Source organism: Peribacillus sp. YIM B13482, assembly GCF_042787975.1.
GTDB classification, from domain to species: domain Bacteria; phylum Bacillota; class Bacilli; order Bacillales; family DSM-1321; genus Peribacillus; species Peribacillus simplex_A.
Genome location: NZ_JBHZPF010000020.1, coordinates 18,546 through 43,117 on the forward strand (window position 1 = coordinate 18,546; position 24,572 = coordinate 43,117).

At 40.9% G+C, this 24,572-nt stretch carries 22 protein-coding genes; 1 reads left to right on the forward strand and 21 read right to left on the reverse strand.

Annotated features, from left to right (window positions below; genetic code table 11):
* Positions 1–55 precede the first annotated feature (55 nt).
* From recA to ACFX4L_RS11800, 14 genes are all read right to left on the reverse strand, one after another.
* The gene (gene recA, locus ACFX4L_RS11735) at positions 56–1,102 is read right to left on the reverse strand and encodes a recombinase RecA (protein WP_061462474.1); all 1,047 of its coding nucleotides are present in this window, start codon (positions 1,100–1,102) and stop codon (positions 56–58) included.
* A 347-nt stretch (positions 1,103–1,449) separates the two neighbouring features.
* Positions 1,450–2,682 carry a competence/damage-inducible protein A gene (locus ACFX4L_RS11740; protein WP_061466024.1) on the reverse strand — a complete coding sequence of 411 codons (1,233 nt, stop codon included), beginning with the start codon at positions 2,680–2,682 and terminating at the stop codon, positions 1,450–1,452.
* 22 nt (positions 2,683–2,704) lie between these two features.
* Positions 2,705–3,289: a CDP-diacylglycerol--glycerol-3-phosphate 3-phosphatidyltransferase gene (pgsA, locus tag ACFX4L_RS11745; protein ID WP_034313524.1), complete on the reverse strand. Its 585-nt coding sequence runs from the start codon at positions 3,287–3,289 to the stop codon at positions 2,705–2,707.
* Positions 3,290–3,449: 160 nt separating this feature from the next.
* The gene (locus ACFX4L_RS11750) at positions 3,450–4,361 is read right to left on the reverse strand and encodes a helix-turn-helix domain-containing protein (RefSeq protein ID WP_377383756.1); all 912 of its coding nucleotides are present in this window, start codon (positions 4,359–4,361) and stop codon (positions 3,450–3,452) included.
* An 8-nt stretch (positions 4,362–4,369) separates the two neighbouring features.
* Complete coding sequence (locus tag ACFX4L_RS11755) at positions 4,370–5,161, reverse strand: DUF3388 domain-containing protein (RefSeq protein WP_061462471.1); 792 nt, start codon at positions 5,159–5,161, stop codon at positions 4,370–4,372.
* A gap of 242 nt (positions 5,162–5,403) precedes the next feature.
* Positions 5,404–5,661: a DUF3243 domain-containing protein gene (locus ACFX4L_RS11760; RefSeq protein ID WP_125161976.1), complete on the reverse strand. Its 258-nt coding sequence runs from the start codon at positions 5,659–5,661 to the stop codon at positions 5,404–5,406.
* Between the two features lie 81 nt (positions 5,662–5,742).
* Positions 5,743–6,468, reverse strand: coding sequence for an elongation factor P 5-aminopentanone reductase (ymfI, locus tag ACFX4L_RS11765; RefSeq protein ID WP_317776830.1), 726 nt, complete (start codon positions 6,466–6,468; stop codon positions 5,743–5,745).
* 19 nt (positions 6,469–6,487) lie between these two features.
* On the reverse strand, positions 6,488–7,774 hold the full coding sequence (yfmH, locus tag ACFX4L_RS11770; RefSeq protein WP_377405240.1) for an EF-P 5-aminopentanol modification-associated protein YfmH: 1,287 nt from the start codon (positions 7,772–7,774) through the stop codon (positions 6,488–6,490).
* The gene (yfmF, locus tag ACFX4L_RS11775; RefSeq protein WP_089364411.1) at positions 7,774–9,054 is read right to left on the reverse strand and encodes an EF-P 5-aminopentanol modification-associated protein YfmF; all 1,281 of its coding nucleotides are present in this window, start codon (positions 9,052–9,054) and stop codon (positions 7,774–7,776) included. The genes yfmH and yfmF overlap by 1 nt, the downstream gene beginning before the upstream one ends.
* 202 nt (positions 9,055–9,256) lie before the next feature.
* Positions 9,257–10,216 carry an ABC transporter permease gene (locus tag ACFX4L_RS11780; protein WP_089364410.1) on the reverse strand — a complete coding sequence of 320 codons (960 nt, stop codon included), beginning with the start codon at positions 10,214–10,216 and terminating at the stop codon, positions 9,257–9,259.
* Complete coding sequence (locus ACFX4L_RS11785) at positions 10,217–11,260, reverse strand: ABC transporter permease (RefSeq protein ID WP_284471250.1); 1,044 nt, start codon at positions 11,258–11,260, stop codon at positions 10,217–10,219. It abuts the gene before it with no gap.
* Positions 11,253–12,788, reverse strand: a complete 1,536-nt coding sequence (locus ACFX4L_RS11790; protein ID WP_089364408.1) for an ABC transporter ATP-binding protein — start codon at positions 12,786–12,788, stop codon at positions 11,253–11,255. Before ACFX4L_RS11790 ends, ACFX4L_RS11785 begins: the two co-directional genes overlap by 8 nt.
* Positions 12,789–13,002: 214 nt before the next feature.
* On the reverse strand, positions 13,003–14,103 hold the full coding sequence (locus ACFX4L_RS11795) for a BMP family lipoprotein (protein ID WP_089364407.1): 1,101 nt from the start codon (positions 14,101–14,103) through the stop codon (positions 13,003–13,005).
* Positions 14,104–14,264: 161 nt separating this feature from the next.
* Positions 14,265–14,990: a GntR family transcriptional regulator gene (locus tag ACFX4L_RS11800; RefSeq protein WP_061462463.1), complete on the reverse strand. Its 726-nt coding sequence runs from the start codon at positions 14,988–14,990 to the stop codon at positions 14,265–14,267.
* Positions 14,991–15,302: 312 nt separating this feature from the next.
* Here ACFX4L_RS11800 and ACFX4L_RS11805 point away from each other — a divergent pair, with 312 nt between their 5' ends.
* Positions 15,303–15,602: a DUF6509 family protein gene (locus tag ACFX4L_RS11805; RefSeq protein ID WP_284471251.1), complete on the forward strand. Its 300-nt coding sequence runs from the start codon at positions 15,303–15,305 to the stop codon at positions 15,600–15,602.
* Positions 15,603–15,631: 29 nt separating this feature from the next.
* Here the strand turns inward: ACFX4L_RS11805 and ACFX4L_RS11810 are convergent, their stop codons facing one another.
* The 7 genes from ACFX4L_RS11810 to asd form a co-directional block, all read right to left on the reverse strand.
* A complete protein-coding gene (locus ACFX4L_RS11810) occupies positions 15,632–17,962 on the reverse strand; it encodes a DNA translocase FtsK (RefSeq protein WP_284471252.1) in 2,331 nt (776 codons plus the stop codon).
* Between the two features lie 239 nt (positions 17,963–18,201).
* The gene (locus tag ACFX4L_RS11815; protein WP_061462460.1) at positions 18,202–18,429 is read right to left on the reverse strand and encodes a YlzJ-like family protein; all 228 of its coding nucleotides are present in this window, start codon (positions 18,427–18,429) and stop codon (positions 18,202–18,204) included.
* A complete protein-coding gene (locus ACFX4L_RS11820) occupies positions 18,426–19,172 on the reverse strand; it encodes a ClpP family protease (RefSeq protein WP_061462459.1) in 747 nt (248 codons plus the stop codon). The genes ACFX4L_RS11815 and ACFX4L_RS11820 overlap by 4 nt, the downstream gene beginning before the upstream one ends.
* A gap of 124 nt (positions 19,173–19,296) precedes the next feature.
* A complete protein-coding gene (locus tag ACFX4L_RS11825; RefSeq protein ID WP_089364985.1) occupies positions 19,297–20,967 on the reverse strand; it encodes a ribonuclease J in 1,671 nt (556 codons plus the stop codon).
* 304 nt (positions 20,968–21,271) lie between these two features.
* Positions 21,272–22,141 (reverse strand): 4-hydroxy-tetrahydrodipicolinate synthase, encoded by an 870-nt coding sequence (gene dapA / locus ACFX4L_RS11830; RefSeq protein ID WP_061462457.1) that lies wholly within the window; start codon positions 22,139–22,141, stop codon positions 21,272–21,274.
* A 48-nt stretch (positions 22,142–22,189) separates the two neighbouring features.
* Entirely contained in the window at positions 22,190–23,410 is a 1,221-nt protein-coding gene (gene dapG, locus ACFX4L_RS11835; protein ID WP_377405245.1) for an aspartate kinase, read from the reverse strand.
* A gap of 98 nt (positions 23,411–23,508) precedes the next feature.
* Entirely contained in the window at positions 23,509–24,567 is a 1,059-nt protein-coding gene (gene asd / locus ACFX4L_RS11840; RefSeq protein WP_377405248.1) for an aspartate-semialdehyde dehydrogenase, read from the reverse strand.
* Between the last annotated feature and the right edge of the window lie 5 nt (positions 24,568–24,572).

Sequence of the window (24,572 nt, forward strand, 5' to 3'; positions counted from 1 at the left end):
TTCTCACAATATATAGAAAAGGCCTAAGCGATCAAGCTTAGACCTTTTCCTGCCATTAATCAAGTAATTCAAAATGTTCTTCTGTTTCATTTTCTTCTGGTGGCAATTCATGTTCTCCATCAAGATTATAGTGATCTCTGATTTTCTGAGAAATTTCCAGAGCGATATCCTGATTTTCTTTTAAGAACAGCTTCGCATTTTCGCGGCCTTGTCCGACACGCTCTTCATTATATGAGTACCATGAGCCGCTTTTAAGGACGATATCAAGATCTGCACCCATATCGATGATTTCACCTTCCTGAGAAATCCCTTGACCATACATGATATCAACTTCTGCTTGACGGAATGGAGGGGCAACCTTGTTTTTTACAACTTTGATTTTAGTTTTATTACCGACAATTTCATTACCTTGTTTTAATTGTTCCGCACGACGCACTTCCAGGCGAACAGTTGAATAGAACTTCAATGCCCGGCCTCCCGGAGTCGTTTCTGGGTTCCCAAACATTACACCAATTTTTTCACGGACTTGGTTAATGAAAATGGCAATGGTGTTTGATTTATTAATGGCACCAGACAGTTTTCTAAGTGCCTGAGACATCATCCGTGCTTGAAGACCCATATGGGAATCTCCCATTTCACCTTCGATTTCAGCTTTAGGAACAAGTGCGGCAACCGAATCAATGACTATGATATCTACCGCTCCACTTCGAACTAACGCTTCGGCGATCTCTAAGGCTTGTTCACCCGTATCAGGCTGTGAAAGCAGTAGCTCATCAATATTCACACCAAGTTTTTCTGAATATGCTGGATCTAGAGCATGCTCAGCATCAATGAATGCAGCCGTGCCACCAGTCTTTTGTACTTCTGCAATAGCATGTAATGCAACAGTCGTTTTACCGGAGCTTTCAGGTCCATATATCTCAATGACCCGACCTCTTGGATATCCGCCTACTCCCAATGCTACGTCCAATGCTAAAGAACCGCTTGAAATCGTTGAAATCCTTCGATCAGACTGTTCCCCAAGTTTCATAATAGAACCTTTACCAAATTGTTTTTCAATTTGTTTTAACGCCATATCTAAAGCCGCTTGACGATCACTCACTCAATTTCCTCCTCTATATTCAAATAATCGGCTGTCCGATTAAGGGTTTTCTAACGTTAGCAATTATTTGAGATCAAGGTTTGTATCCTGTCTCAAAACCTATCTTTACTATATACTCTTTTTACTATTTTGCCAAGCAAAAAGTCGAACATTCATTCGTTTTTTTCTTTCGGGATATTCTTTATAAAAAACCATTTTATCTTGAGGAAATCCCCATTTCCATTCACTTACTCACTTTAAAAACTTTTTTCTTTGAATTAACTTTTTTCTTTTTCCCCGTTTTTTCAAGAAACAAACTTTTTCAACCAAATAAAAAAGCAGAGCCGTAAAAAGCTCTGCTTCAGCGTTTATAAATCCCTTAACAGGTAATGACAGCCGTACTTCACACTGCGAATACGGTTCTGCGCCCTGCTTCCGGAAAGATTCAATTCTTTGAAATGAGTCTTTCCATCCCGATAAGAAATGCCAATGAATACTGTACCAACAGGCTTGCCTTCCTGTTCATCCGGTCCTGCGACACCCGTAAAGCTTATGCCTACGTCTGCATCGAGCTTTTTCCGGACATTAGAGGCCATTTCCATTGCACACTCACCGCTGACCACCCCGTGCTCTGAGATGGTATCATCACTGACGCCAAGTACATTTGACTTTGCATCATTCGTATAACTGACAATGCCGCCTTTGAAAACTTTACCGGCCCCCGGGATGGTTGTCAGCTGTTCTTGGAACATTCCACCTGTCAAGCTTTCGGCTGCCGCGATTGAAAGTTTGCGGACCGTTAATTCTTTTACAAGTTCCTTTATTAGCGAAGTATTATCACTTCCATAATAGAACTTACCTACCCGGCTAAGGATTTCTTTTTCCGATTCTAAAATAAGCTCTTCGCATTTTTCTTTGGATGAGTCTTTAGCGGTAATCCTTAACGTCACTTCCCCTTCGGCTGCCAGAGGAGCAATTGTCGGATTCGTTTGATTGACAAGAAGATCTTCAATAACCGTTTCCAGTTCGGCTTCACCTATCCCGTAGAACCGAAGAACCTTGGAATCGATCCGTTCGTGCTTATCCAATTTATTCATAATCGATTCATAACCATAACTTAAAAACATCGGCTCCATTTCACTTGGCGGACCAGGTAGAAGCATATATGTAATCCCGGATTTGGACAAGACCATTCCCGGTGCCATGCCATGATCGTTCGCCAACACTTCACTGCCCTCCAATACAAGGGCCTGCTTCTTGTTGTTTTCCGTCATCGGCCGGTCCCGTTTTTGGAAGTAAGCTTCAATGGATTGCAAAGCCTCATCATTAAAAACGAGCTTTTTCCCTATATGGCGAGCAATCGTTTCCTTCGTTAAATCATCTTTGGTAGGTCCTAGTCCACCTGTAAAGACGATCAAGTTCGCCCTTGATTCAGCGATTTCTATAGCTTGTTGTAAACGACGGTCGTTATCCCCGACTACAGTATGGTAAAAAACATTGATTCCCATTTCCGCAAACTGCTGCGATAGGAATCTCCCATTAGTGTTATTGATTTGTCCTAAAAGAAGCTCAGAGCCCACTGCAATGATTTCTGCATCCATCTTTTCAAAACCACCATTCGTTTTACTTGGAATTAACAAATACTTCTTTGTTTTTTATAAAATAATCCAAACCTGACCATATTGTAAAGATTAATGCAATCCATAATGCGATATTAGCAAACGGAAGAGAAATGAGGGCAAATGGAAGGTTATGCAGCAATAATGCCGAAATAGAAACAATTTGTGCCCATGTTTTAATTTTACCAAGCTGGTTCGCTGCAACCACTTCCCCTGTACCCGCCAGTACCAAACGCAAACCGGTCACAGCAAATTCACGACTAATGATCACGATAGCAATCCAAGACTGACCGTACATTAAATCCAGATCAACCAATACAATTAGGGCAGCCGAAACCAGAAGCTTATCAGCCAATGGATCTAAAAATTTCCCTAAATCAGTAATCATATTATATTTCCTGGCAAAATGGCCATCGATCCAATCAGTAGTAGAAGCTATGATAAAGAGGATGGCACCAGCTAAATGTGCCACTGGCAAACTGTATTCTCCCCAAGTCAGCGTCCCCCAAGAAAAAGGAACGAGCATGATGATTAAAAATACTGGTATTAAACAGATTCTTGCTACTGTAATCTTATTAGGCAGATTCAAAACTTTTACCTCCAAAATTTACGCCTGCCTTTAGGGCAATGCGTTATAGATCTAAAATAATGCTTATATGTATAATTTAACTCAAAACCAATCTTATGCCAGGTAGAGCAAAATCCGGTCTTAATATTGTATAGAGAAAAAATAGTCATCTATAAGATGACTATTCGGCTTTCGTAAATTGTATCGTTACCAATTGCGTATTCACTTCAGTCGGTGAAATAGAATACTCCAGCTTCTCATCATTTACAAAAATTTCAGTTTCATACGCTCTGCCAATATTGATGACAGCTTCTTTTTCATTGGTGAAATCAATTTCCTGGCTCTCATTATTGTCGATGGTGCCCTGGAATAGTAATTTACCCTCACCATTTTTTATGCCTACCCATGGTGAGCCTTTGGAAGTCACCTTTAATTTAAAGGTATCCGTATTTTTCAATTCATACGTACTATTTTTACCGCTGGAACTGATGACGGCAAGCTTTTGCTCTTTCTTTTCATCTTTAACATCTGATTCATCTTCATTCTTCTTATCAGATGAATCTGGTTTTACATCATTCTGTTTCTTGTCTGGATTCTCTTTTTCTTCATTATTAAACCCATCACTTTTATTGTAACCCACGGCTTCGCTCTGTTTAGCGCCCTTTTTATCATCAATATCCGGCTTACTCATATAGTTCGATACCAGGACCCATATCAATACAGCCGCACCAATGACTAAAACGGCAGCCAGGACCCTAGGTAACATTTCTACAACCTTGGAATTCCCTGCCGGCATCGTTTTCCGGGATTGGACCCTTGAAAGCTGTTCTGGCAATTCCTCGCTATAGACTGAAGGCACTTCACTCTTATATTGTTCGAAAATCTCTTCTGAATCCAGCCCAACCGCTTCACAATATTGCTTTATGAATGCCCGTACATAGAACTTTCCAGGCATCATACTGTAATTACCCTCTTCAATGCCAATGAGGTAACGCTTTTGAATCTTCGTTAATTCCTGTAAATCTTCTAGGCTAAGCCCTTTGGCTTCCCTAGCTTCCTTTAATCGATTACCTAACTCAGTCAAATAAAACACCTGCCATTTTAAAAGTCAAAGGAGCCAAAATTGGACCCTGAAAACTGGTCTTTTTGGTCGACAACTTCATATGTTATTTCTTCATCTGGATTGTTTCGCAATTCAATAATATAATCAAAGTCTTCGAGAGTATACTCCGTATTTTGGACAAAAACATCCGGATGTTCGATGACTTTAACCGCATCAAGCCTCATGATTTCGCGAATCAACTGCCAATGACGCTCATTTGCACGGCGTGTGGAAACAATTCCATCTAAAATGAACAAATTATCATTATTATATTCATCATCAATAAGCTGACTGCGAATAGTCTGCTTTAAAAGGGTCGATGACACAAACAACCATCTCTTATTAGCACATACACTCGAGGCTACGATAGATTCAGTTTTTCCGACACGTGGCATACCTCGTATCCCGATTAATTTATGACCTTCCTGTTTAAATAGCTCGGCCAAGAAATCGACAAGTAAGCCTAGTTCATCACGTACAAACCTAAAGGTGTTTTTCTCATCAGCATCGCGCTGAATATACCTTCCATGCCTGACAGCGAGACGGTCACGCAATTTAGGTTCCCTAAGCTTAATGACCTTTATCGTATCCATCGTATGGAGGATTGATTCGAATCTTTCTATGTTACGGCTATCTTTCGCCATCAAAAGTAAACCACGCCTGCCTTCATCGACCCCGTTAATAGTGATGATATTGATGGACAGCATACCCAGCAGGGATGAAATATCCCCTAATAAACCTGGACGGTTGACTTGAATTTCATATTCAAAATACCATTCTTTATTCTCCACGATAACACTCCTTAAGCCTAAAAGCTTTTACCCTAAAATTAGGGGCAAAACTTATCCATCGTAAATTTAAAGGTCTGCACCCATTAGTTATTATTGTCTAGCTTCTATAATATAGCATTTCGTGATAAGTTAAAAGGAAAAACCCTATAAAAGTATTCATTTTTATATATGGGGATAAATTGTGATCAATATCAATCCAAAGGCCCTGTTAAATATTAACAGGGCCTTTGGATTGATATTTTTTACCTTGTTCCATTGTTCTCGACTAACTTGACCATAACGCTTGCCATGGCATGTTTTTCTTGATCGCTTGCGACTGACCAAAGATCAGCAAGTACTCTCTGTTGTTCATTCTGGGGCTCAACTTGCTTCGAAAGGTAATCACCGATTTCGAAAGCCAAGTCGTTAACAGCACCATCTGACAAACCTTGTTGTTCACCTTGATTTAATCTGTCGCCTAAGAAATTTTTCCATTGATCCCAATTGTCTAGTACAGACATGTATGGTCACCCTTTCCTTTCAAAATAGTACATAGATATTTTGTGAAGGAACCGGGGAAATTATACATGGGTTTAAAAAAATCATGTGTACCATCCACCATTTACTCCTAAAATTTGTCCGGTGATATAAGATGACTTGTCAGAAAGCAAATAGTATACGGCCTCGGCGACTTCTTTTGAATTACCCATCCTGCCCATTGGGATATCACCTTTGATGATTTCCAAATCTTCTGCACTGAAAGATTCGAGCATAGAAGTGGAAATCGCTCCTGGGGCAACGGCATTCACCCGGATTCCATTAAGGGATACTTCTTTGCTGAGCGCCTTGATAAAAGCATTTTGACTGCCTTTGACCATGGAATATAATACTTCACAGGATGCACCCGTCTGCCCCCAAATCGATGTGACCGCAACAATAGCAGCCTGTTCTTGGTACATCAGCTTCGGAAGCAGTTCCTTTGTTAATTGGAAAGGGCTCGTTACATGCAGCTGGACCATTTCATTTACGATTTTCTCATCCATGTCCGATATGAGCCCATAATAGCTATTCCCACTATTAAGGACGATTGCATGAAGGGCGAAAATATTTTCCGCCAATTTCTTATATCCGTACGGTGTAGCCAAATCCGCTTGAACAGGAATAAGTTCAACTTGATGAGGCTTCAGTTCTTCAATTAGTTCAAGGATCGCTTCTTCATTGCTGTTATAATGTAGATAAAGTGAATAATTCTCCTCGGCGAGCTTTATAGCGATTTCCTTGCCGATTCCTCCGCTGGCTCCAGTAATAAGGGCAAAACGTTTCCCCACATTCCCGCCCCCTTTAATATTATTTAGGATGTACTTGGCAGACAGTCATCCGTTCATCGGATATCAAGTCCTTGGCGATCTCCCTTATATCTTCAATCGTTAGTTTTTCCAAAACCGATACCACATCGAACAAGTTCATATCATTGAATGCATACCTGGTGAATTGATTCGCTATATATTCCGGCGAATTCAGAGAACGAAGGAAAGAACCGATTTTTTTCTTGATCGTCCTTTGCAGGCTTTCTTCATTCAAGCCGGTTCCGGCTTTAGATTTTTGCAGGATACTAAATAAAGACTCCGTCAATTCATCAGGTTTTGCACTGTCCCCGCCAATTAACGCAAACCCAAAACCTTGCTCCTGAGTATAATCATAAGAAAAGCTTTGATCGATCAACCCTTTCTCGTATAGCTCCTCATGCAATGGTGAACTTTTGCCAAACAGCATTTCCAAATAAATATTAGCCGCCAATTCCCTTTTCAAAAGCTTTAAACCGGTTTGGTGAACACTGATGGCCTTGATGCCCAGCATCACTTTTGGTGTATGAACATTCATGTTTAAGATTTCTTTATCCTTGGCAACGGTTTCCGGCTCTTGATCAAATTTACGTTCCACCTCAGGCTGTTGGTAATAGTCTTTATTATTTTGATTATTCCGAATCAGCTTCATGGTACTTTCGACATCTACCGGTCCTACAATGAATAGGAGCATGTTGCTTGGATGATAAAACGTATTATAACATTCGTAAAGCATATCTTTCGTAATATCAGCAATGGATTCCACAGTACCAGCAATATCAATTTTCACTGGATGATGATGATACATGTTGGCTATCGTCCCGAAATACAGCCTCCAGTCTGAATTATCATCATACATATTGATCTCCTGCCCAATGATTCCTTTTTCCTTCTCTACCGTCTTTTCTGAAAAGTAAGGCTCCTGGACAAAGTCGATTAAGGTCGTTAGATTCCTATCGAAATCGGACGTGCTTGAAAACAAATAAGCTGTACGGGTGAAAGAAGTAAAAGCATTTGCAGAAGCTCCCTGTTTTGAGAATTGCTGAAAAACATCGCCATCTTCCTTTTCAAAAAGCTTATGTTCAAGAAAATGTGCAATTCCATCAGGTACTTTTGAGAATTCCGTTTGATTCAAGGGTTTGAAATGGTTGTCGATTGAACCATAATTCGTCGTAAACGTTGCAAATGATTTATTGAACCCACTTTTCGGAAGAATATATACTTCGAGGCCATTATCCATTTTTTCATGGAAAAGTTCTTCTTTCAATTGATTGAATGCTATTTTCTCCATTACCCTTGTACCTCCTCTTCTGTTAGGAAATAAATCGTATCAAGCTGAATCTTTTGACCCACTGCAATGATTTCTTCCTTTGTCGTCCGCTCTGTTTTGGCAAACCACTCATCGAGTGATATATCCTGCCCGGAAACCACATTATGATATAAAATTTCCACAAGTCCTCTCGAAACGTCAATGGTTTCAAGGAGTTGGTTCTTAACGACCGCCTTCGTCTGTGCCAGTTCTTCTTCGGAAAAGTTCCCTTGCTTCATTTCCTTCATTTGTGCATGAATGATTTCCAATGCCTGCTTGTAGTTGGCATTTTCAATGCCGGCCATGACCATTAATAGACCTTTATGACTTTCGAGCCTTGAAGCTGCATAATAAGCAAGGCTTGCTTTCTCCCTGACATTAATGAAAAGCTTCGAATGTGAAAATCCGCCAAAAATCCCATTGAATAGCTGAAGAGCATAATAATCCGGATCACCGTATGCAACATGGGTTCGATAACCGATATTCAATTTCCCTTGTTTCACATCCGAGTTTTCAATGATTTCTTTTTCCTTCTCCACTTCATTACCCGTAATCCTTGTCATATTCACCGGCATTCGTTCTTTCAGTGATACATACTTGTCAGCTAGAGCCCCCACTTCTGATTCATCGATGTCACCGATCACATATAAATCGATTTCATCCTCAGTCAGCATTTTTTTATAATAAGCGAAAAGTGACTCAGGCGTTATCGTTTCCAAGTCTTGCAGATTACCGCTAGCTTCTAAAGCATATGGTTCATTTTTGCACATTTCCTCTACAAGCCGTGTTGCTGAATAACGCATTTTATCATCGGAAATGGATTGAATCCGCTGTTTTAAAGAACGGATTTCATTGGAAACGGTTTTGGGGTCAAAGGCTTCGCCATTCTTCTTCGGATTAAAGATCACCTCTGATAATAATCCAAAAGCCTTTTCGAGAAGCGGCGTTGAATCACTAAGGAATTTTTCATTGACGATATCGATCGTAAAACTTATGATTTGATATTCACCTTTTTTAACTACATCGACATAAAACCCTGCCCCGTATAAATCATCAAGATACGAACGAAGCTCGGGTGTTGTAGGATATTTATTTGTATTGCTTTGTAACACATATGGCAGCAATGCACGATATGTAACGTCCTCTTTTGTAAGCGGGGCTTTCATTTTCAGCACGAGAGTATTCGTTTTATATTTATCCGTACGGACCACATGAAGCCTGTAGCCGCTTTTTTCCGTAATTGTATCGGAAGCAATAGACATGAATAATCCTCCTCATTATATAAATCACCTTTATTAGCTTATTGTTTGTAGATCGGGACCCTTTTAAACATCTACTTAAAATATACATGTGAAAGGAAAAATCATGCAAGTTACAGCTACTTTTTTTGTTTTATCAGCCCGATCTTTTGCTTAAACAAAAGAAAAAACCGGCCAGCACAGTTTGCTGACCGGTTAAGATAACTTATCTTTTCCCTTTGATGTATGGCTGTCCGGATGCTTTCGGAGCATCTGCACGTCCAATGAAACCTGTTAGTGCAATGATCGTCAGAACATATGGCATAATTAATAAGAAAACGGATGGTATATCTTTTATGAATGGCAGACTGGATCCGACAATGCTTAAACTTTGTGCCAAGCCAAAGAATAACGCAGCTCCCATGGCCCCAAGTGGATTCCATTTACCAAAGATCATTGCGGCAATGGCCATGAAACCTTGCCCATTTATTGTCGTATGACTGAAATCATTCGCAAATAAAGTCGCGTGGATTGCTCCTCCGATACCAGCAAAAGCTCCTGAAAGAAGGACAGCCTGATAACGGATCTTCGTTACATTTACGCCCATTGTATCCGAAGCCATCGGATGTTCCCCTACAGCCCGGAGACGAAGTCCAAATGGAGTTTTAAAAATGATATACCAAACGATAATTGCTACGATAATGGCAAGATATGCAATATAGTAACCATTTGAGAAGAAGATTGGACCAATAAAAGGAATATCACTTAACAAGGGAATATCTATCCTCGGGAAAGTCTCCGTAATTATATCCGTCTGCCCTTTATCATAAATCTTCTTTACTAGAAATAATGTGAGTCCAACCGCCAGTAAGTTTATAGCAACCCCACTTACCGTTTGGTCCGCTCGGAATGTTATCGATGCCACTGCATGAAGAGCTGAAAATAGCAGGGAAGCAAGCATGGCGACAACAACGGATAGCCATGGTGTCCAAACTCCAAATACATCTGCATACATTAAGTTAAAAACGATTCCTGTGAAAGCCCCAATTACCATTAACCCTTCTAACCCTATATTGATAACACCCGACCGTTCAGAAAACACACCACCAAGCGCAGTGAAAATCAGCGGGGCAGCATAAGCAATCATGGACGGAATGATGATTTGTAACACTTGATAAAAGTCCACTTATTTCGCCCCCTTCTTAAAGCGTTGCACAATCCAACGAATAAAATAACTTGATGCAACAAAGAATATGATTAATGCTATGACAATATCAACAATTTCACTTGGAATCCCGGTCTCCAATGGCATATTGATTGCCCCTGCTTTAAGACCACCGAACAAGAAAGCAGCTAACACGACCCCAATCGCTGAGTTGCCTCCTAGTAAGGCGACCGCAATCCCGTCAAAGCCGATTCCCGTGAATCCACCTTTAATGGCTGCATAGCCGAAAGTGCCTAAGCCTTCCATAGCTCCAGCAAGTCCTGCAAACGCACCAGAAATGACCATAGATAGAATAATATTTTTGTTTACGCTCATACCCGAATATTCCGAAGCCTGCTGATTAAACCCAACAGCTTTTAATTCGAAACCGGTTTTTGTTTTTTCCAGGATGAACCACATGATGAATACACAAATGATCGCTATAAAGATTCCCCAGTGAAGACGGGAGAAGTCTGTTAAACTCTCAAAAAATGGAGAACGAAGAGATGCTGTTTCAGCAATCCGTTCAGTTTTGTCCTGGTTATCAGAAATAACATTTTGAATTAAATAATTCGTAACATATAAAGCAGTGTAATTAAGCATGATGGATACAATTACTTCGTGCACACGGAATTTAGCTTTCAAATACCCAGGAATAAAAGCCCATAGAGACCCAGCTGCAGCACCAGCAAGCACTGCTAATGGTAAGTGAATGATCTTAGGAAGATCAAAAGCTACACCGACCCAAACCGCTGCAAGCCAACCTACAATTAATTGACCCTCTACTCCAATATTGAACAGTCCTGTCCTAAAGGCGAAGGCAACGGCTAAACCAGCAAGAATATAAGGAATGATCGTCCTTAAGGTTTCTCCAGCATAGTAGGAATCACCTAGGATTCCCGCTAACATTGCTCCATAACCTTCAACCGGATTATACCCACTGACCAACATGATAATGGCACCGGCGAGCAATCCGAGTATGACAGCAAATAATGGACTCGTTAACTTATAAAAATATTTAGACATTCTCTCTTTCACCTGCTTCCGAACGCTTACTTCCAGCCATTAATAATCCCAATTCCTGTTCTGTTGTTTCTTTAGGATCAACTATTGCAACGATTTCCCCTTCATAAATAACAGCGATTCGATCACTGACATTCATTATTTCATCTAATTCAAAAGATATGAGAAGTACAGCTTTCCCCGCATCACGCTGTTCAATCAATCGACGGTGGATGAACTCGATTGCACCAACATCCAATCCACGTGTGGGCTGTGCTGCAATTAGTAAATCAGGATTCCGGTCGACTTCACGACCGATAATTGCCTTTTGCTGATTACCGCCTGATAGTGCCCGTGCCGGTGTATATTCATTAGGGGTCCTGACATCATATTCTTTTATGATAGTACGAGCTTTTTCGAATATTTTCTTCGAATGTAAAATGCCTCCTGTTGAAAAAGGCTCTTGATAATAAGTTTGTAGCACGATATTTTCCCCAATGCTGAAATCAAGGACAAGACCATGTTTATGACGGTCTTCAGGTATATGTCCTACTCCAGATTCGGTGATTTTACGCGGTTTCATATTTTGTATTTGTTTTCCGTTTAATGTTATAGTACCTGAAGCCACTTTCTTCAATCCTGTAAGTGCTTCGATAAGTTCAGATTGTCCGTTCCCATCCACTCCGGCAATACCGATAATTTCACCGGCACGAACTGATAGGTCAAGGTTATGAACAGCTGATACACCACGGGAATCCTTCACTTCCAGATTCTTCACTTCTAAAACGACTTCTTGCGGAATTGCTACCGATTTATCTGTTTTAAAAACCACATCCCGTCCAACCATTAAACTGGCTAGTTCATCAGGATTTGTATCCTTTACATTCACTGTACCTATACCTTTACCTTTTCTAATAACCGTGACTCGGTCGCAAACTTCCATAATTTCTTTTAACTTATGTGTAATCAGGATAATCGACTTTCCTTCTTTAATAAGAGCTTTCATAATTGTTATTAACTCTTTTATTTCCTGGGGTGTCAAAACCGCAGTAGGTTCATCAAAAATCAGAATTTCAGCACCACGGTACAAGGTTTTCAAAATCTCTACTCTTTGTTGCATCCCCACCGATATATCCGCAATTTTCGCATCTGGATCTACGCTTAAATGATATCGTTCAGAAAGTTCCCTTACCTCTTCACTCGCTCCCTTTACATTCACTTTTCCATATTTCGATGGTTCTTTTCCTAGAATGATATTTTCGGTAACTGTAAATGGATCAACCAGCATAAAATGCTGATGCACCATCCCAATTCCGAGGTCATTGGCAACATTCGGACTTGTAATCTGAACAATCTGCTCATTTACTCGGATTTCGCCCTGTTCTGGTTGATATAATCCGAAAAGCACATTCATGAGCGTGGATTTACCAGCTCCATTTTCACCTAGCAATGCGTGAATTTCCCCTTTTTTCACTTGAAGGGTTATATTATCATTTGCAATAATACCAGGAAATTCTTTGCGTATATTAAGCATCTCAATTACATGTTCCACGTATAATCAACTCCTATAGAAATGAGGATTCTGATACCTAACTAGGAGATATGATAAATTCCTAATAGTTCTCATTAATTGGTTTTCTTTTATAAAAAACCAAATGAAAAACTACAAACTTTTTCATAGTCTTTCATTCGGCTTTTTTTCAGTATGAAAAGGATTTGAAGGCCTTTGACAGGCCTTCTTCTCTCCTTATCATGTTATGCTTGAATTATTTAAATCCTAATTCCTTCAACTCTTTTTCTGTTCCAGGAGTTTTTTGTTCACCAGATTTAATTTTTTCAACATATTCTTCAACCGCTTTTAATGATTCCTTGGTTACATTTTCTTGAGATTTTGAAATCATGATTCCGTTTTCTTCAAGACCATATTCAATGGTTTCTCCACCAGGGAAGTTACCCTCTTTTGTCTTTTTCGCTAAATCTTGTACTGCTACATCCACTCGTTTTACCATGGAAGTCAAAGTGACATTGTAGTCCTTGCCATTGACTTTCAATGCGCCTTCTTCTTTTTGGTCACGGTCTACCCCGATAACCCAAATGTCTTTTTTAGGATCTTTTTTCTTCAATTCCTTAGCAGATGTGAAGACGCCGTTTCCAGTTCCGCCAGCTGCTTGGTAAATGATATCAATTCCTGAAGAATACATGTTGTTGGCCATTTGTTGTCCTTTTGCCGCATCACCAAACGATCCTGCATATTGTGCTGTAATTTTTGCATTAGGATTAACAGAGAGAACACCAGCTTTAAAGCCTACTTCAAATTTCTTAATTAGTTTAGAATCCACACCACCGATGAAGCCAACTTTATCCGATTTTGTCTGCAAGCCAGCAATAACACCTACTAGGAATGAACCTTGCTGTTCTTTAAAAACGATGCTTGCTACGTTATCTTGTTTAACAACACTATCAACGATCGCAAAATGAGATTTAGGACGCTGTGTTGCTACTTCATCAACAGATTCGGCTAATGCATAGCCGATAGCGTAGATAAGATTGTAATCTTCTTTAACAAGAGTATTTAGGTTCGTCGTATACTCGGAATCTGATTTTGACTGAAGGTAATTATAGCCGTCTTTTCCTTTTTCCAATCCATTGTCTTTTCCAAACGCCTGAAGGCCTTCCCAAGCAGATTGGTTGAAGGATTTGTCATCGATACCACCAATATCGGTTACCATCGATACTGTGAAGTTATCTTTTTTGTCTTTTCCATTTGAAGATTTTTTATCATCATTCTCTGAATTACCACATGCTCCTAGTAGCGTTCCAGCTGCAAGAACAAGTGAAAGAGCTAGGCCTAATTTGCGCTTTTTCAAATTTTTATCCCCCTAAAATACATAGTTTTTTGAGTAGGAATGTTCTGAAAAGTCATTCATGTTGGCGTTTTCACTTCTCTTTAAATTTTTTTTGCAAGCGTTTGACCGACTTTTAAGGAATCGAACAAACGCTTGCATTCACCGTATGCAGACTAAAAGGACTACACACGTTTACGAAGGACATGAAAACTGAACATATTGGCTTTAAAGTAGTTAACAGAATACAGGATAGGCTGGTCCCAATCATCCAGATGCATCTGCTTTAGAACGAGGAGTGCGGCTTCTGGCGAACATTTAAGGATAGGAGAAACTTTCTCATGATATCCAATAGGCTCAATCTCTGCTACGGCATGCGTAATTTTTCGATTCGCATCTCTTTCCAAAATATCAAAAAGAGACTCATCATTACGGTCAAAATTTTCTGATAGTATTGATTCAGGAATTTTGTCAACACAGTAGACAACTGGTTCGCCATTCGCTGTCCTTACACGTTCAATGATGACGATGCGTTCATCTGGTGAACAAGAAAACCTTTGTATATCCTCTTCTGTAGCTTCTTGGGTCGTCGAGCTTAAGAAAATCGTACCCGGCTTCATTCCTGCCTCTTCAATCATGTTCGTGACACTTTTTAATTGCTCGATACCTGAAGTGAAGCGAGGTTTTGGATTGACAAAGGTCCCAACTCCATGGCGGCGAATGATGACGTTTTCTTCTTCTAAAATTCGCAGCGCTTCTCGAAGTGTCGCCCTACTCACTCCCAATTTTTTTGCAAGATCGAATTCTGAAGGGAATTTTTCATTTTCCTGATAGACTCCTGCTTCAATATCCTGCTTCAGGTAATCAATGACCTGCAAATATAAATGTCGACTATCTGATTTTATTGACATACAGTTTCCCCCAGCTAATTTCTTAAGACATCAGACCTCTGATGTTGAATCATTCCTACTAATCGAAAATAATATAACATTTTTTTTGATATAAATAAATAGTGTTTTACTATTTACTTTAAAAGAATTTAGGATAAATTACCCTCCTCTGTGTCTTTCCATCTAGGGATGGCCGCGAAAGTTGTACGATTATTCTCCCAAATCAGATATTTTTTAAAAAAAAAAATGCAAGATGAATGCAGCCAGCTTTCTTTTCAAGGCACCGTTTTCCTGTATAATAAGATTTATCTTCTTTGAAGGGATGTACACATGATGTTAAAGATTACAGAATACACGATTGAAAAATTGAATGATCCATTCGGAATTTTATCCGGGGAGCGTTACGAGTTGTTCTTGGATATTGAAGTGCCGGAAGAGGATGAGCTCTTTTCGGAAAATGGTTTATATATCAGGGTACTTTTTGTAGTGGAAGAACAAATAGGCAAGCTGATTAAATATGATATTTTTGAAAAAGGGAACGAAGCCGCACTCGAATTCGATTTAGAGGAAGATGAAGAAGTGATGATTTCCGACTTCTGTCTTAAACATTTAGATGAGGCGATGAAGAATTAAAAAACCGGGCAGCCGCCCGGTTTTTTTTCCTATGATAAATGCGCTTCATCCTGTTCATCTTTAGTGACCAATACATTTCGTGGCTTACTGCCTTCATATGGCCCGACAATTCCCCTCGTTTCCATTTCATCAATCAATCTTGCTGCCCGCGTGTAGCCAATCCGGAAACGGCGCTGCAGCATGGAAACGGATGCGGTCTGCATTTCTATGATCAAGGACACGGCATCCCCGTATAAACTATCTTCGACTTCACCATTTGAAGTTTCTGCAATTTCATCCGGTATCATCTCTTCGTTATATTGGGCTTTTTGTTGTGAAATGACATATGTGACAACTTCCTCGACTTCATTGTCGGATAAAAAGGCCCCTTGGACGCGAACGGGTTTAGAAGCTCCTGCAGGCAGAAAGAGCATGTCACCCCGCCCTAACAGTTTTTCGGCACCGCCCATGTCCAGGATCGTTCTCGAATCGGTCATTGATGAGACACTAAAAGCAATCCGAGATGGGATGTTCGCTTTAATGACCCCTGTAATAACATCTACGGAAGGCCGCTGAGTGGCTATTATCAAATGGATGCCTGCAGCCCTTGCCATTTGCGCAAGCCGTGTTATGGCATCCTCAACATCATTCGAGGCGACCATCATCAAATCTGCCAGCTCATCGACAATGACTACGATATAGGGCAGGAGCGGTTGCTTTGCATCTTCTTCAATGTTATATCGGTTAATATAATCGTTGTAACCTTCAATATTACGCGTACCAGAATGTGAAAATAGCTCATAGCGCCTTTCCATTTCACTGACTACTTTTTGCAAGGCCTGTGCAGCTTTCTTTGGATTTGTCACTACAGGTGCGAGTAAGTGGGGAATTCCATTATAGACATTAAGCTCCACCATTTTTGGATCGATCATCATCATTTTCACTTCATGCGGTTTTGCCCTCATCAAGATACTCGTGATAATTCCGTTGATACAAACGGATTTTCCGCTGCCCGTAGCTCCAGCTACTAGTAAATGCGGCATTTTATTGAGCTCCGCCTTAACCGCTTCACCAGAAATATTCCGCCCTAGGCCTATTTGCAGTTTTGCATCAGGCTTGTCAACTTCTTTGGCCTCCAACACTTCCCTTAATGACACCATCGCCACTTCGGAGTTAGGAACTTCAATTCCTATAGCCGATTTACCGGGAATCGGCGCTTCGATCCTAATATCCTTCGCGGCCAGTGCAAGGGCTAAGTCATCGGAAAGGCTGACAATCTTACTTACCTTCACCCCTACATCCGGATGCACTTCATATTTGGTTACGGCTGGGCCTAAATGCACTTGAGTGACCCTCGCTTTCACTCCAAAGCTATGAAATGTGCGTTCAAGCTTTGCCGCATTTTCATGGATCAATTGGTACTCTCCGCTTTGGTCCGTTTTTTTGGGCTGTAATAATAATGAAAGCGGCGGTAAAAGATATTCTTTATTTTCCACTTCAGTAAAATTCATAGGCGGAACGGCATCTTCCTGCTCTTCTGCACTTTCAGCTGCAGGTTCCGTCGCAACGGGAATTACTTCAGTTTCGTCGCTATAGGCTTTATCAGCAAAGCTGGAAATGATCCGTTCCGTCGCCATTTGCTGTGTCTCCTCTTCTTGATGAAGGGGCTGATCCGTTTCTTCCTCCGGATCTTTTTCTCGTTTCTTCTTTTTTACGGGATTTTTTTTCTTTTCTTTTTTGTCTTCATTCCACGTTTTCATATCAACACTGAATTCAGACCATTGCTTACTGAAAAAACCGCCAAGACCCATGAAAAACTTCCCGAGGGTTTCACCTAAAGTTTTCCCGGTCAATAATACAGCACCTACAATGATAAAAAGGAATGAGATGATTTTCGATCCAGCTTCGTCGAATAAAAAGTATGAGGAAGCGAATAATATCGCTCCAATCATACCGCCCCCGAGGTCCTTTGTGCTGGCCTTGCCGGTCACTTCCATCCAAAATAGTTCCCATGTATTCGAAATGACGCTGGGCTTCGTAAACGGGCCCCCATCTGCAAGCATGTTAAACAGCGTCACATGACTTAGTAAGAGCATGCTCGCGACAAGGAAGTACATCCCGATGAATTGCCGTTTCAACAGGAAAGGGACCTCCCTCCTTATCATCAAATAGAACCCAGCTGCAATCGCTCCCAACAAAAAGAGGATATACCATTCCCCCATGAAGAAGCGGATTAAAAAGACCGTCCCTTTTCCAACTGCTCCTAGCTTGGCAATGGCAATGATGGCCAACCCTATTAAAGTGAGGCCGATCAATTCATATTTAAGCGTTATTTTTAACTTCTCTGTACTTTTCTTTTTTCTGCGTTTCTTCTTTGCCATAATATCACCTGATTCTTCATGAAACTATTCTAACTTTCCTATTCAACATCACAACATGATTTCCCTTCACGAAACAAACGTTCGCTTATTGATTATACCAAATAAATATGTCCCTGTCCTTGATATATGTACCATTTCTTCTTAAGGCTGACAATTTGCCCGTATAATGAATAAAGCAGCCAAGCGGCTGCTGATTTTCATTCCAGTATATCATAATTTACCTCAGTTAGTCGTTTTTACTAGGTACTCATATGTTCGAACACATTGATGACAGCTCCCGGCTGAATGTGTACATTCATATAATCTTCTGGATCCGTGCTCACAATTCGATCAATGCGAAACGTGCGTCCACCGTCATGTTCAACCATAACATGTACACCATTATAAATCATTTCTATTAAGTTTGCCGTCTTTTCATGGTGATGAGGGAAAATGACATCATCAGGAACGATCGTATAAAGCGTCATTGCAGAAGCCCCTCCCCTTCCCCAGCTATTTTTGGCCTTCTTTCATCCATGAAGCTATTTAGTTTTCTCATGGCCTGGCCCACTCCTCCTACATCATCGATCATACCTATTTCAACTGCCTCGGCCCCGATTACATTCGTGCCTATATCACGGGTTAAATTTCCTTTAGCAAACATTAAATCCTTAAAACTTTCTTCCGTAACATTGGAATGCCGCGTAACAAACTTAATGACTCTTTCCTGCATTTTATCCAAGTATTCAAAGGTTTGAGGCACACCAATGACTAGACCGGTCAAACGAATGGGATGAATCGTCATCGTTGCTGTTTCTGCTATATAGGAATGATCACACGAAACTGCAATCGGCACACCGATTGAATGACCTCCCCCAAGCACAATCGAGACAGACGGCTTGGACAGTGAAGCCAGCATCTCTGCGATGGCCAGTCCCGCTTCGACATCTCCTCCAACTGTATTTAAAATGACAAGAAGCCCCTCAATATTGGGATTTTGTTCAATTGCCACAATTTGTGGAATAACATGCTCATATTTGGTCGTTTTATTTTGAGGCGGCAGCTGCATATGTCCTTCAATTTGTCCAATGATTGTTAAGCAATGGATTTTTGAGTCCTGAGATAGTTGCGGGACATTAGTAGCCCCCAGCTGCTGGATCTTTTCGACTAAAGTTGAATTCTTACCTTCCTGCCGGCCTTCGTTTTCATTTGGTAATGGTGCATTATCCACTATGCCAACCCCTTTCTTCTTAGCCTATAGCTTTATTATGTCTCGAGTCTCGGACTTCATTCTTCAAGATATAAGAGGTTTGAATCGAAAAAAAGAACCCCTGTCAAATCCAGGGGTTCTTTACTTAATATTCCATGATGATTGGTAAAATCATTGGACGGCGTTTCGTTTTTTCATAGAAGAATTGGTTCAATGCATCACGCATTTCCTGCTTCAAAGTGGACCAATCGAAGGGTTGGCGCGATCCATTTTTTTTCACGATTTCACTTACTATTTCAGTTGCTTCCCCAATCATTTTTTCTGATTCGCGTACATAAACGAATCCCCTTGTAATGATTTCAGGTCCTGCTGCAATGCTTTTATCCTGACGGTTCAATGTGACGACTACAATCAAAATGCCATCCTGGGATAACAAGCGACGATCACGAAGAACGATATTACCAACATCTCCAACACCACTGCCATCTATCAAGATATTTCCTGCAGAAACTTTGCCGGATAGACCCATTTTATTGCCCTTTAGTTCGATGACATCACCTTTTTCGGCAATTATGATGTTTTCCCGTTTAATCCCCGCGGCAATCCCAACTTTTTGATGGGCATATAATTGGCGGTATTCCCCATGTACTGGGATAAAGAATTTAGGATTCATCAAATTGATCATCATTTTCAGTTCTTCCTGGCTGCCGTGCCCGGTTACGTGCACTTTATATTTATTAGCAGATACCACTTCCGCACCTACCCTGTACAGCAAATCGACGGTTTTTGATAAGATAAGTTCGCCGCCCTGAAGTGGTGATGCACTGATTAGAACTGTGTCTCCCTTTTTGATCGTTACCTGCTTATGAGTCTGTTTTGCCATTTTTTGAAGGGCTGCAATTGGCTCCCCCTGATGACCTGTCGATAACACGACGATTTCACGGTCGTCATACTGGCTAATTTCATTAATTGGGATGATCAGCTCTTCTTCGACCTTCAGGTAGCCAAGATTCAAGGCTGTTTCATAAACGCGTTGCAGACTTTTTCCTACCACTGCAACTTTCCTGCGACTTGCAGACGCTGCATTGAAGACATGCTGAATCCGGTTGATGTTAGAAGCGAAGCACGCAACGATGATCCTTCCGGAGGCAGCAAGGAAAGCCTCTGTAATATCTCTGGCCACAACTGCTTCTGATGGCGTGTAACCTGGCCTCTCAGCACCCGTACTATCCGAAAGCAAGCATAGGACACCTTCTTCACCTATACTAGCCATTTTACCGATTTCGGGTTTATAAAGACCGGTCGCAGCTTGGTCAAATTTGAAGTCCCCTGTATATACGATTGCACCTTCACGCGTGTGGATCACGACTCCGACAGAATCAGGGATACTATGGTTAGTCCGGAAAAAAGATACGGCTGCTTGAGGGAAACTTAAAAGAGAATCGGAATCGATTTCAGTAAATGTTGCCCTGCCGTTAAAGCCATCTTCCTTTAATTTGGTTTTGATTAAAGCAAGTGTAAGCTTTGTTCCATAAACAGGAACCGGTAAGTATTTCAAAACATAAGCAAGAGCTCCCATATGGTCTTCATGACCATGTGTAATGAATATCCCCTGCACCCGTTCCTTATTATCCATCAAATATGATATATCAGGAATAACCGCATCGATTCCCAGCATTTCCTCTTCTGGCAGCATTAACCCTGCATCAAGAAGATAGATGTCCTCATTCACCTCAACGACGTACATATTTTTACCAAGTTCCCCTTGTCCTCCAAGAGAAATGACTTTTATCCCATTATTTTTATCTTTACCCAATCGAATATCCTCCTTAAAAAATCCCGTTCATAATTTCCCAATGATTTCATTATAACTGATGTTCAAAAAACATGACAACACTTACCATTTTCAGAGGGACTTTTTCTTTTATTCATTAATAAAACTTTGCATGTATGTATGGGACATTCATCCCATGTACTATTCGAATGGTTTTATCCTCTTTCGATCGAATTTTGGAGGAAATCACAATATACAACCAAAATGCGGAAAATATATCCTATTTCAAATACATCTTTATGTAAAAACAAGCCAATCTTCAACGATCAGCTTGTTCCGTGTATTTTTATTTTTTTAATATCGAAGTTAAGGCAAGACGCTCCTGCTCCGTCAATGGCACGATTGGAAGTCTGACCGATCCAACGTCTATTCCATATAACTGAAGAGCTGTTTTGACAGGTGCCGGGCTTGGCGCTGCAAACAAACCTTTAATAAGCGGTAACAGTTCCTGATGCAGCTGAGCCGCCTCTTTCAGGTTACCACTGATGAAAGCCTCCACTATTTTCTGCAACTCATTACCAGCAATATGTGAAGCAACCGAAACTACACCCACACCACCAATCGCTAGTACAGGGAGTGTTAAAGCGTCGTCTCCACTATATAATGCAAAATCATCATCCGTTCCTGCTATGATTTGAGACATAGCGTTTAAATCCCCGCTTGCTTCCTTCACGGCTACGATATTAGGAATTTGTGCAAGGCGGATGATCGTTTCCGGTTCAATGTTAACCGAAGCACGCCCAGGGATATTATATATCATTACAGGGAGAGTGGTGCTGGCTGCAATAGCTTTAAAATGCTGGTACAGACCTTCTTGATTCGTTTTACTATAATACGGGGCCACTAGCATAATTGCATCGGCGCCATTTTGTTCTGCTTTTTTTGTCAACTCAATGGAAGCATACGTATTGTTGCTCCCTGTACCCATGATGATGGGCACTCGTTTTTCAACCACCTTAGAAACATGACGCAATAATGCGATTTTCTCCTCCGAAGATAAAGTTGGAGATTCCCCTGTTGTTCCCGATAGCACAAGTGAATCCGTTCCATTCGTCAATAAGTAATTAACCAATGTAGTCGTTTTTTGAAAATCTACATTTCCCTTGCTATCAAAAGGGGTGACCATTGCGGTTGATACTCTACCAAATATCATCATCTAACACCTCTTTATTTTTTAAAACCTTTATTTATTAAAAAACCATGATTAGTGGACTTCATGCAGTTGAAATGCATCGTGCAGTGAATTAACAGCTTCAATTAAATCTTCTTCTTTTACGAGTACCCAAATAGTCGTATGGCTGTCTGCAGACTGAAGTATGGCAATTTCCTTCTCGGAAAGCGCAGTGACAATCTTCGCTGCAACGCCTGGCACTCCGTTGATGCCTGCACCGACTACGGAAACTTTGGCACAATTTCGTTCGATGACCGGTTCATGATCAAGCTCGGCCAAAATCGAGAGGGCCAGTTCTGTCATCTCTTCCGAAACTGTATAAACCACGCCACTTGGATAAATATTTATAAAATCCACTGAAATGGAGGCATTGGCCATTGCTTTAAAAACTTCTGCCTGTAGATTGTATTGATCTTTTTTTGCACGCACCTTGATTTGAGTGATTTTTGGAACATGGGCAATCCCGGTTACAAGCCTTTCACGTATGTCACTACCCTGGCTTTCCTTGTTCACACTTGTAACAAGTGTTCCCAAACCTTCGCTGTATGTTGACCTTATCCGAATCGGGACTTTGGCCTGCATGGCAATTTCAACAGCGCGCGGATGAATCACTTTAGCCCCTTGATATGCCATATTGCAAACTTCCGTATATGAAACGATTGATAATGGACGAGCTTGATCGGCAATACGTGGATCTGCCGTCATGATTCCTTCCACATCCGTATAAATATCGACCCGCTCAGCTTGCAAAGCAGCACCTAATGCAGCAGCTGAAGTGTCACTTCCACCACGACCAATGGTGGTGATATCCCCATTTTTAGCTGCTCCCTGGAATCCTGCTACAACGACAACATCCTTCACTTCCAGTTCTTTCATGAGACGGTCACATTTCATTTCGATTATTTTCGCACTTGAATAGTCGGAATTCGTCAAGAACCCCGCTTGAGCTCCAGTATAGGCGACGGCTTCAATACCGTGTTCCAACAGCATGTTCGTAAACACGACAGAAGATATCGTTTCCCCTACTGACATAAGTAAATCCTGTTCTCGTTTTGAAAGGCTGGCTTTTGCTCCATTTACTAAAGAAAGTAAGGTATCCGTTGCATAGGGATCGCCTTTTCTTCCCATTGCTGAAACCACAACCACCACTTTATACCCTTCTTTGATCGCATTTTCAATATGCCCTTTTGCAAATGAACGGCTTTTCTCATCACGAACGGATGTCCCACCGTATTTCTGGACGATAATTTTCATAATATGCACCCCAAATATAAGCCAGCTTCCCGATTAGGGAAGCTGACAAAAACTCTCTATCCTATAGGAAATTAATTTTCAAGTTCGTTAAGAATAAATTAATCCTTAACTGTAACTAAACCTAATTTCAAAAGGCTTTCAGCAATTTGAACAGAATTCCAAGCTGCTCCTTTTAATAGATTATCGGAAACCACCCATAAATGGAAGCCTTTATCTTCATCCAAATCTTTGCGGATCCGACCGACGAATACATCATTCTTGCCAACGGATGAAGCAGGCGTTGGGTAAATTTGTTGTTCCGGTTCATCTTCTAACACTATTCCAGGCGCCATCCTCATTAAATCTTTGATTTGAGAAGCCGTTACGCCTTCTTTTTCAACTTCAATGTAAACAGATTCTGAATGACCTGTTACAACAGGAAGCCTTACGCATGTTGCAGCTACTGGAAGGTCATGCATATGCATGATTTTCTTTGTTTCATTGATCATTTTCATCTCTTCGAATGTGTACCCATTTTCTTGGAATTTATCGATTTGGGGAATGACGTTAAAAGCGATTTGATAATGCTTTTCGTCCCCCTTCACCGGTAAAATTTTCGGATCTATTTCTTTTTCATCAAGCAAGTTGCGAGCTTGTTCTTTTAATTCATTTATCGCTGCAGCCCCTGCACCCGAAACAGCCTGATAGGTAGAGACGACAACTTTTGATAATCCGTATGTCTGGCGGATAGGTTCTAATGCCACAACCATTTGGATAGTTGAACAATTCGGGTTCGCAATGATCCCATTATGCAGTTTCAAGTCTTCAGCGTTTACTTCAGGCACGACTAGCGGCACATTTTCATCCATGCGGAACGCGCTGGTGTTATCCACTACTATTGCTCCGCGTTTCACTGCTTCTGGAGCCAATTCCTTAGACACGCTTCCTCCAGCACTGAATAATGCGATATCGATGCCTTCAAAGCTTTCAGGTTTTGCTTCCTGCACTTCGATTTCTTCGCCCTTAAACTTAAGTTTGATTCCAGCGGAACGAGCCGATGATAAAAAGATGATTTTCTTAATCGGTAAGTCCCTTTGTTCGAGTGTTGAAATCATTTGTTGTCCTACTGCTCCAGTTGCTCCCACAACTGCAATACGCAATCCCTGTGTCTCAGTCATTTATA

What these genes read in the sequence shown, in the direction of transcription:
- ACFX4L_RS11760 (WP_125161976.1), bottom strand. Translation starts at nt 5,661, where the DNA reads ATGTCTGTACTAGACAATTGGGATCAATGGAAAAATTTCTTAGGCGAC.
- ACFX4L_RS11815 (WP_061462460.1), bottom strand. Translation starts at nt 18,429, where the DNA reads ATGACGCTTTATACGATCGTTCCTGATGATGTCATTTTCCCTCATCAC.
- dapA (WP_061462457.1), bottom strand. Translation starts at nt 22,141, where the DNA reads ATGATGATATTTGGTAGAGTATCAACCGCAATGGTCACCCCTTTTGAT.
- dapG (WP_377405245.1), bottom strand. Translation starts at nt 23,410, where the DNA reads ATGAAAATTATCGTCCAGAAATACGGTGGGACATCCGTTCGTGATGAG.
- asd (WP_377405248.1), bottom strand. Translation starts at nt 24,567, where the DNA reads ATGACTGAGACACAGGGATTGCGTATTGCAGTTGTGGGAGCAACTGGA.
- ACFX4L_RS11740 (WP_061466024.1), bottom strand. Translation starts at nt 2,682, where the DNA reads ATGGATGCAGAAATCATTGCAGTGGGCTCTGAGCTTCTTTTAGGACAA.
- yfmH (WP_377405240.1), bottom strand. Translation starts at nt 7,774, where the DNA reads ATGGAGAAAATAGCATTCAATCAATTGAAAGAAGAACTTTTCCATGAA.
- ACFX4L_RS11810 (WP_284471252.1), bottom strand. Translation starts at nt 17,962, where the DNA reads ATGGCAAAGAAGAAACGCAGAAAAAAGAAAAGTACAGAGAAGTTAAAA.
- ACFX4L_RS11805 (WP_284471251.1), top strand. Translation starts at nt 15,303, where the DNA reads ATGTTAAAGATTACAGAATACACGATTGAAAAATTGAATGATCCATTC.
- ACFX4L_RS11785 (WP_284471250.1), bottom strand. Translation starts at nt 11,260, where the DNA reads ATGTCTAAATATTTTTATAAGTTAACGAGTCCATTATTTGCTGTCATA.
- ACFX4L_RS11800 (WP_061462463.1), bottom strand. Translation starts at nt 14,990, where the DNA reads ATGTCAATAAAATCAGATAGTCGACATTTATATTTGCAGGTCATTGAT.
- yfmF (WP_089364411.1), bottom strand. Translation starts at nt 9,054, where the DNA reads ATGTCTATTGCTTCCGATACAATTACGGAAAAAAGCGGCTACAGGCTT.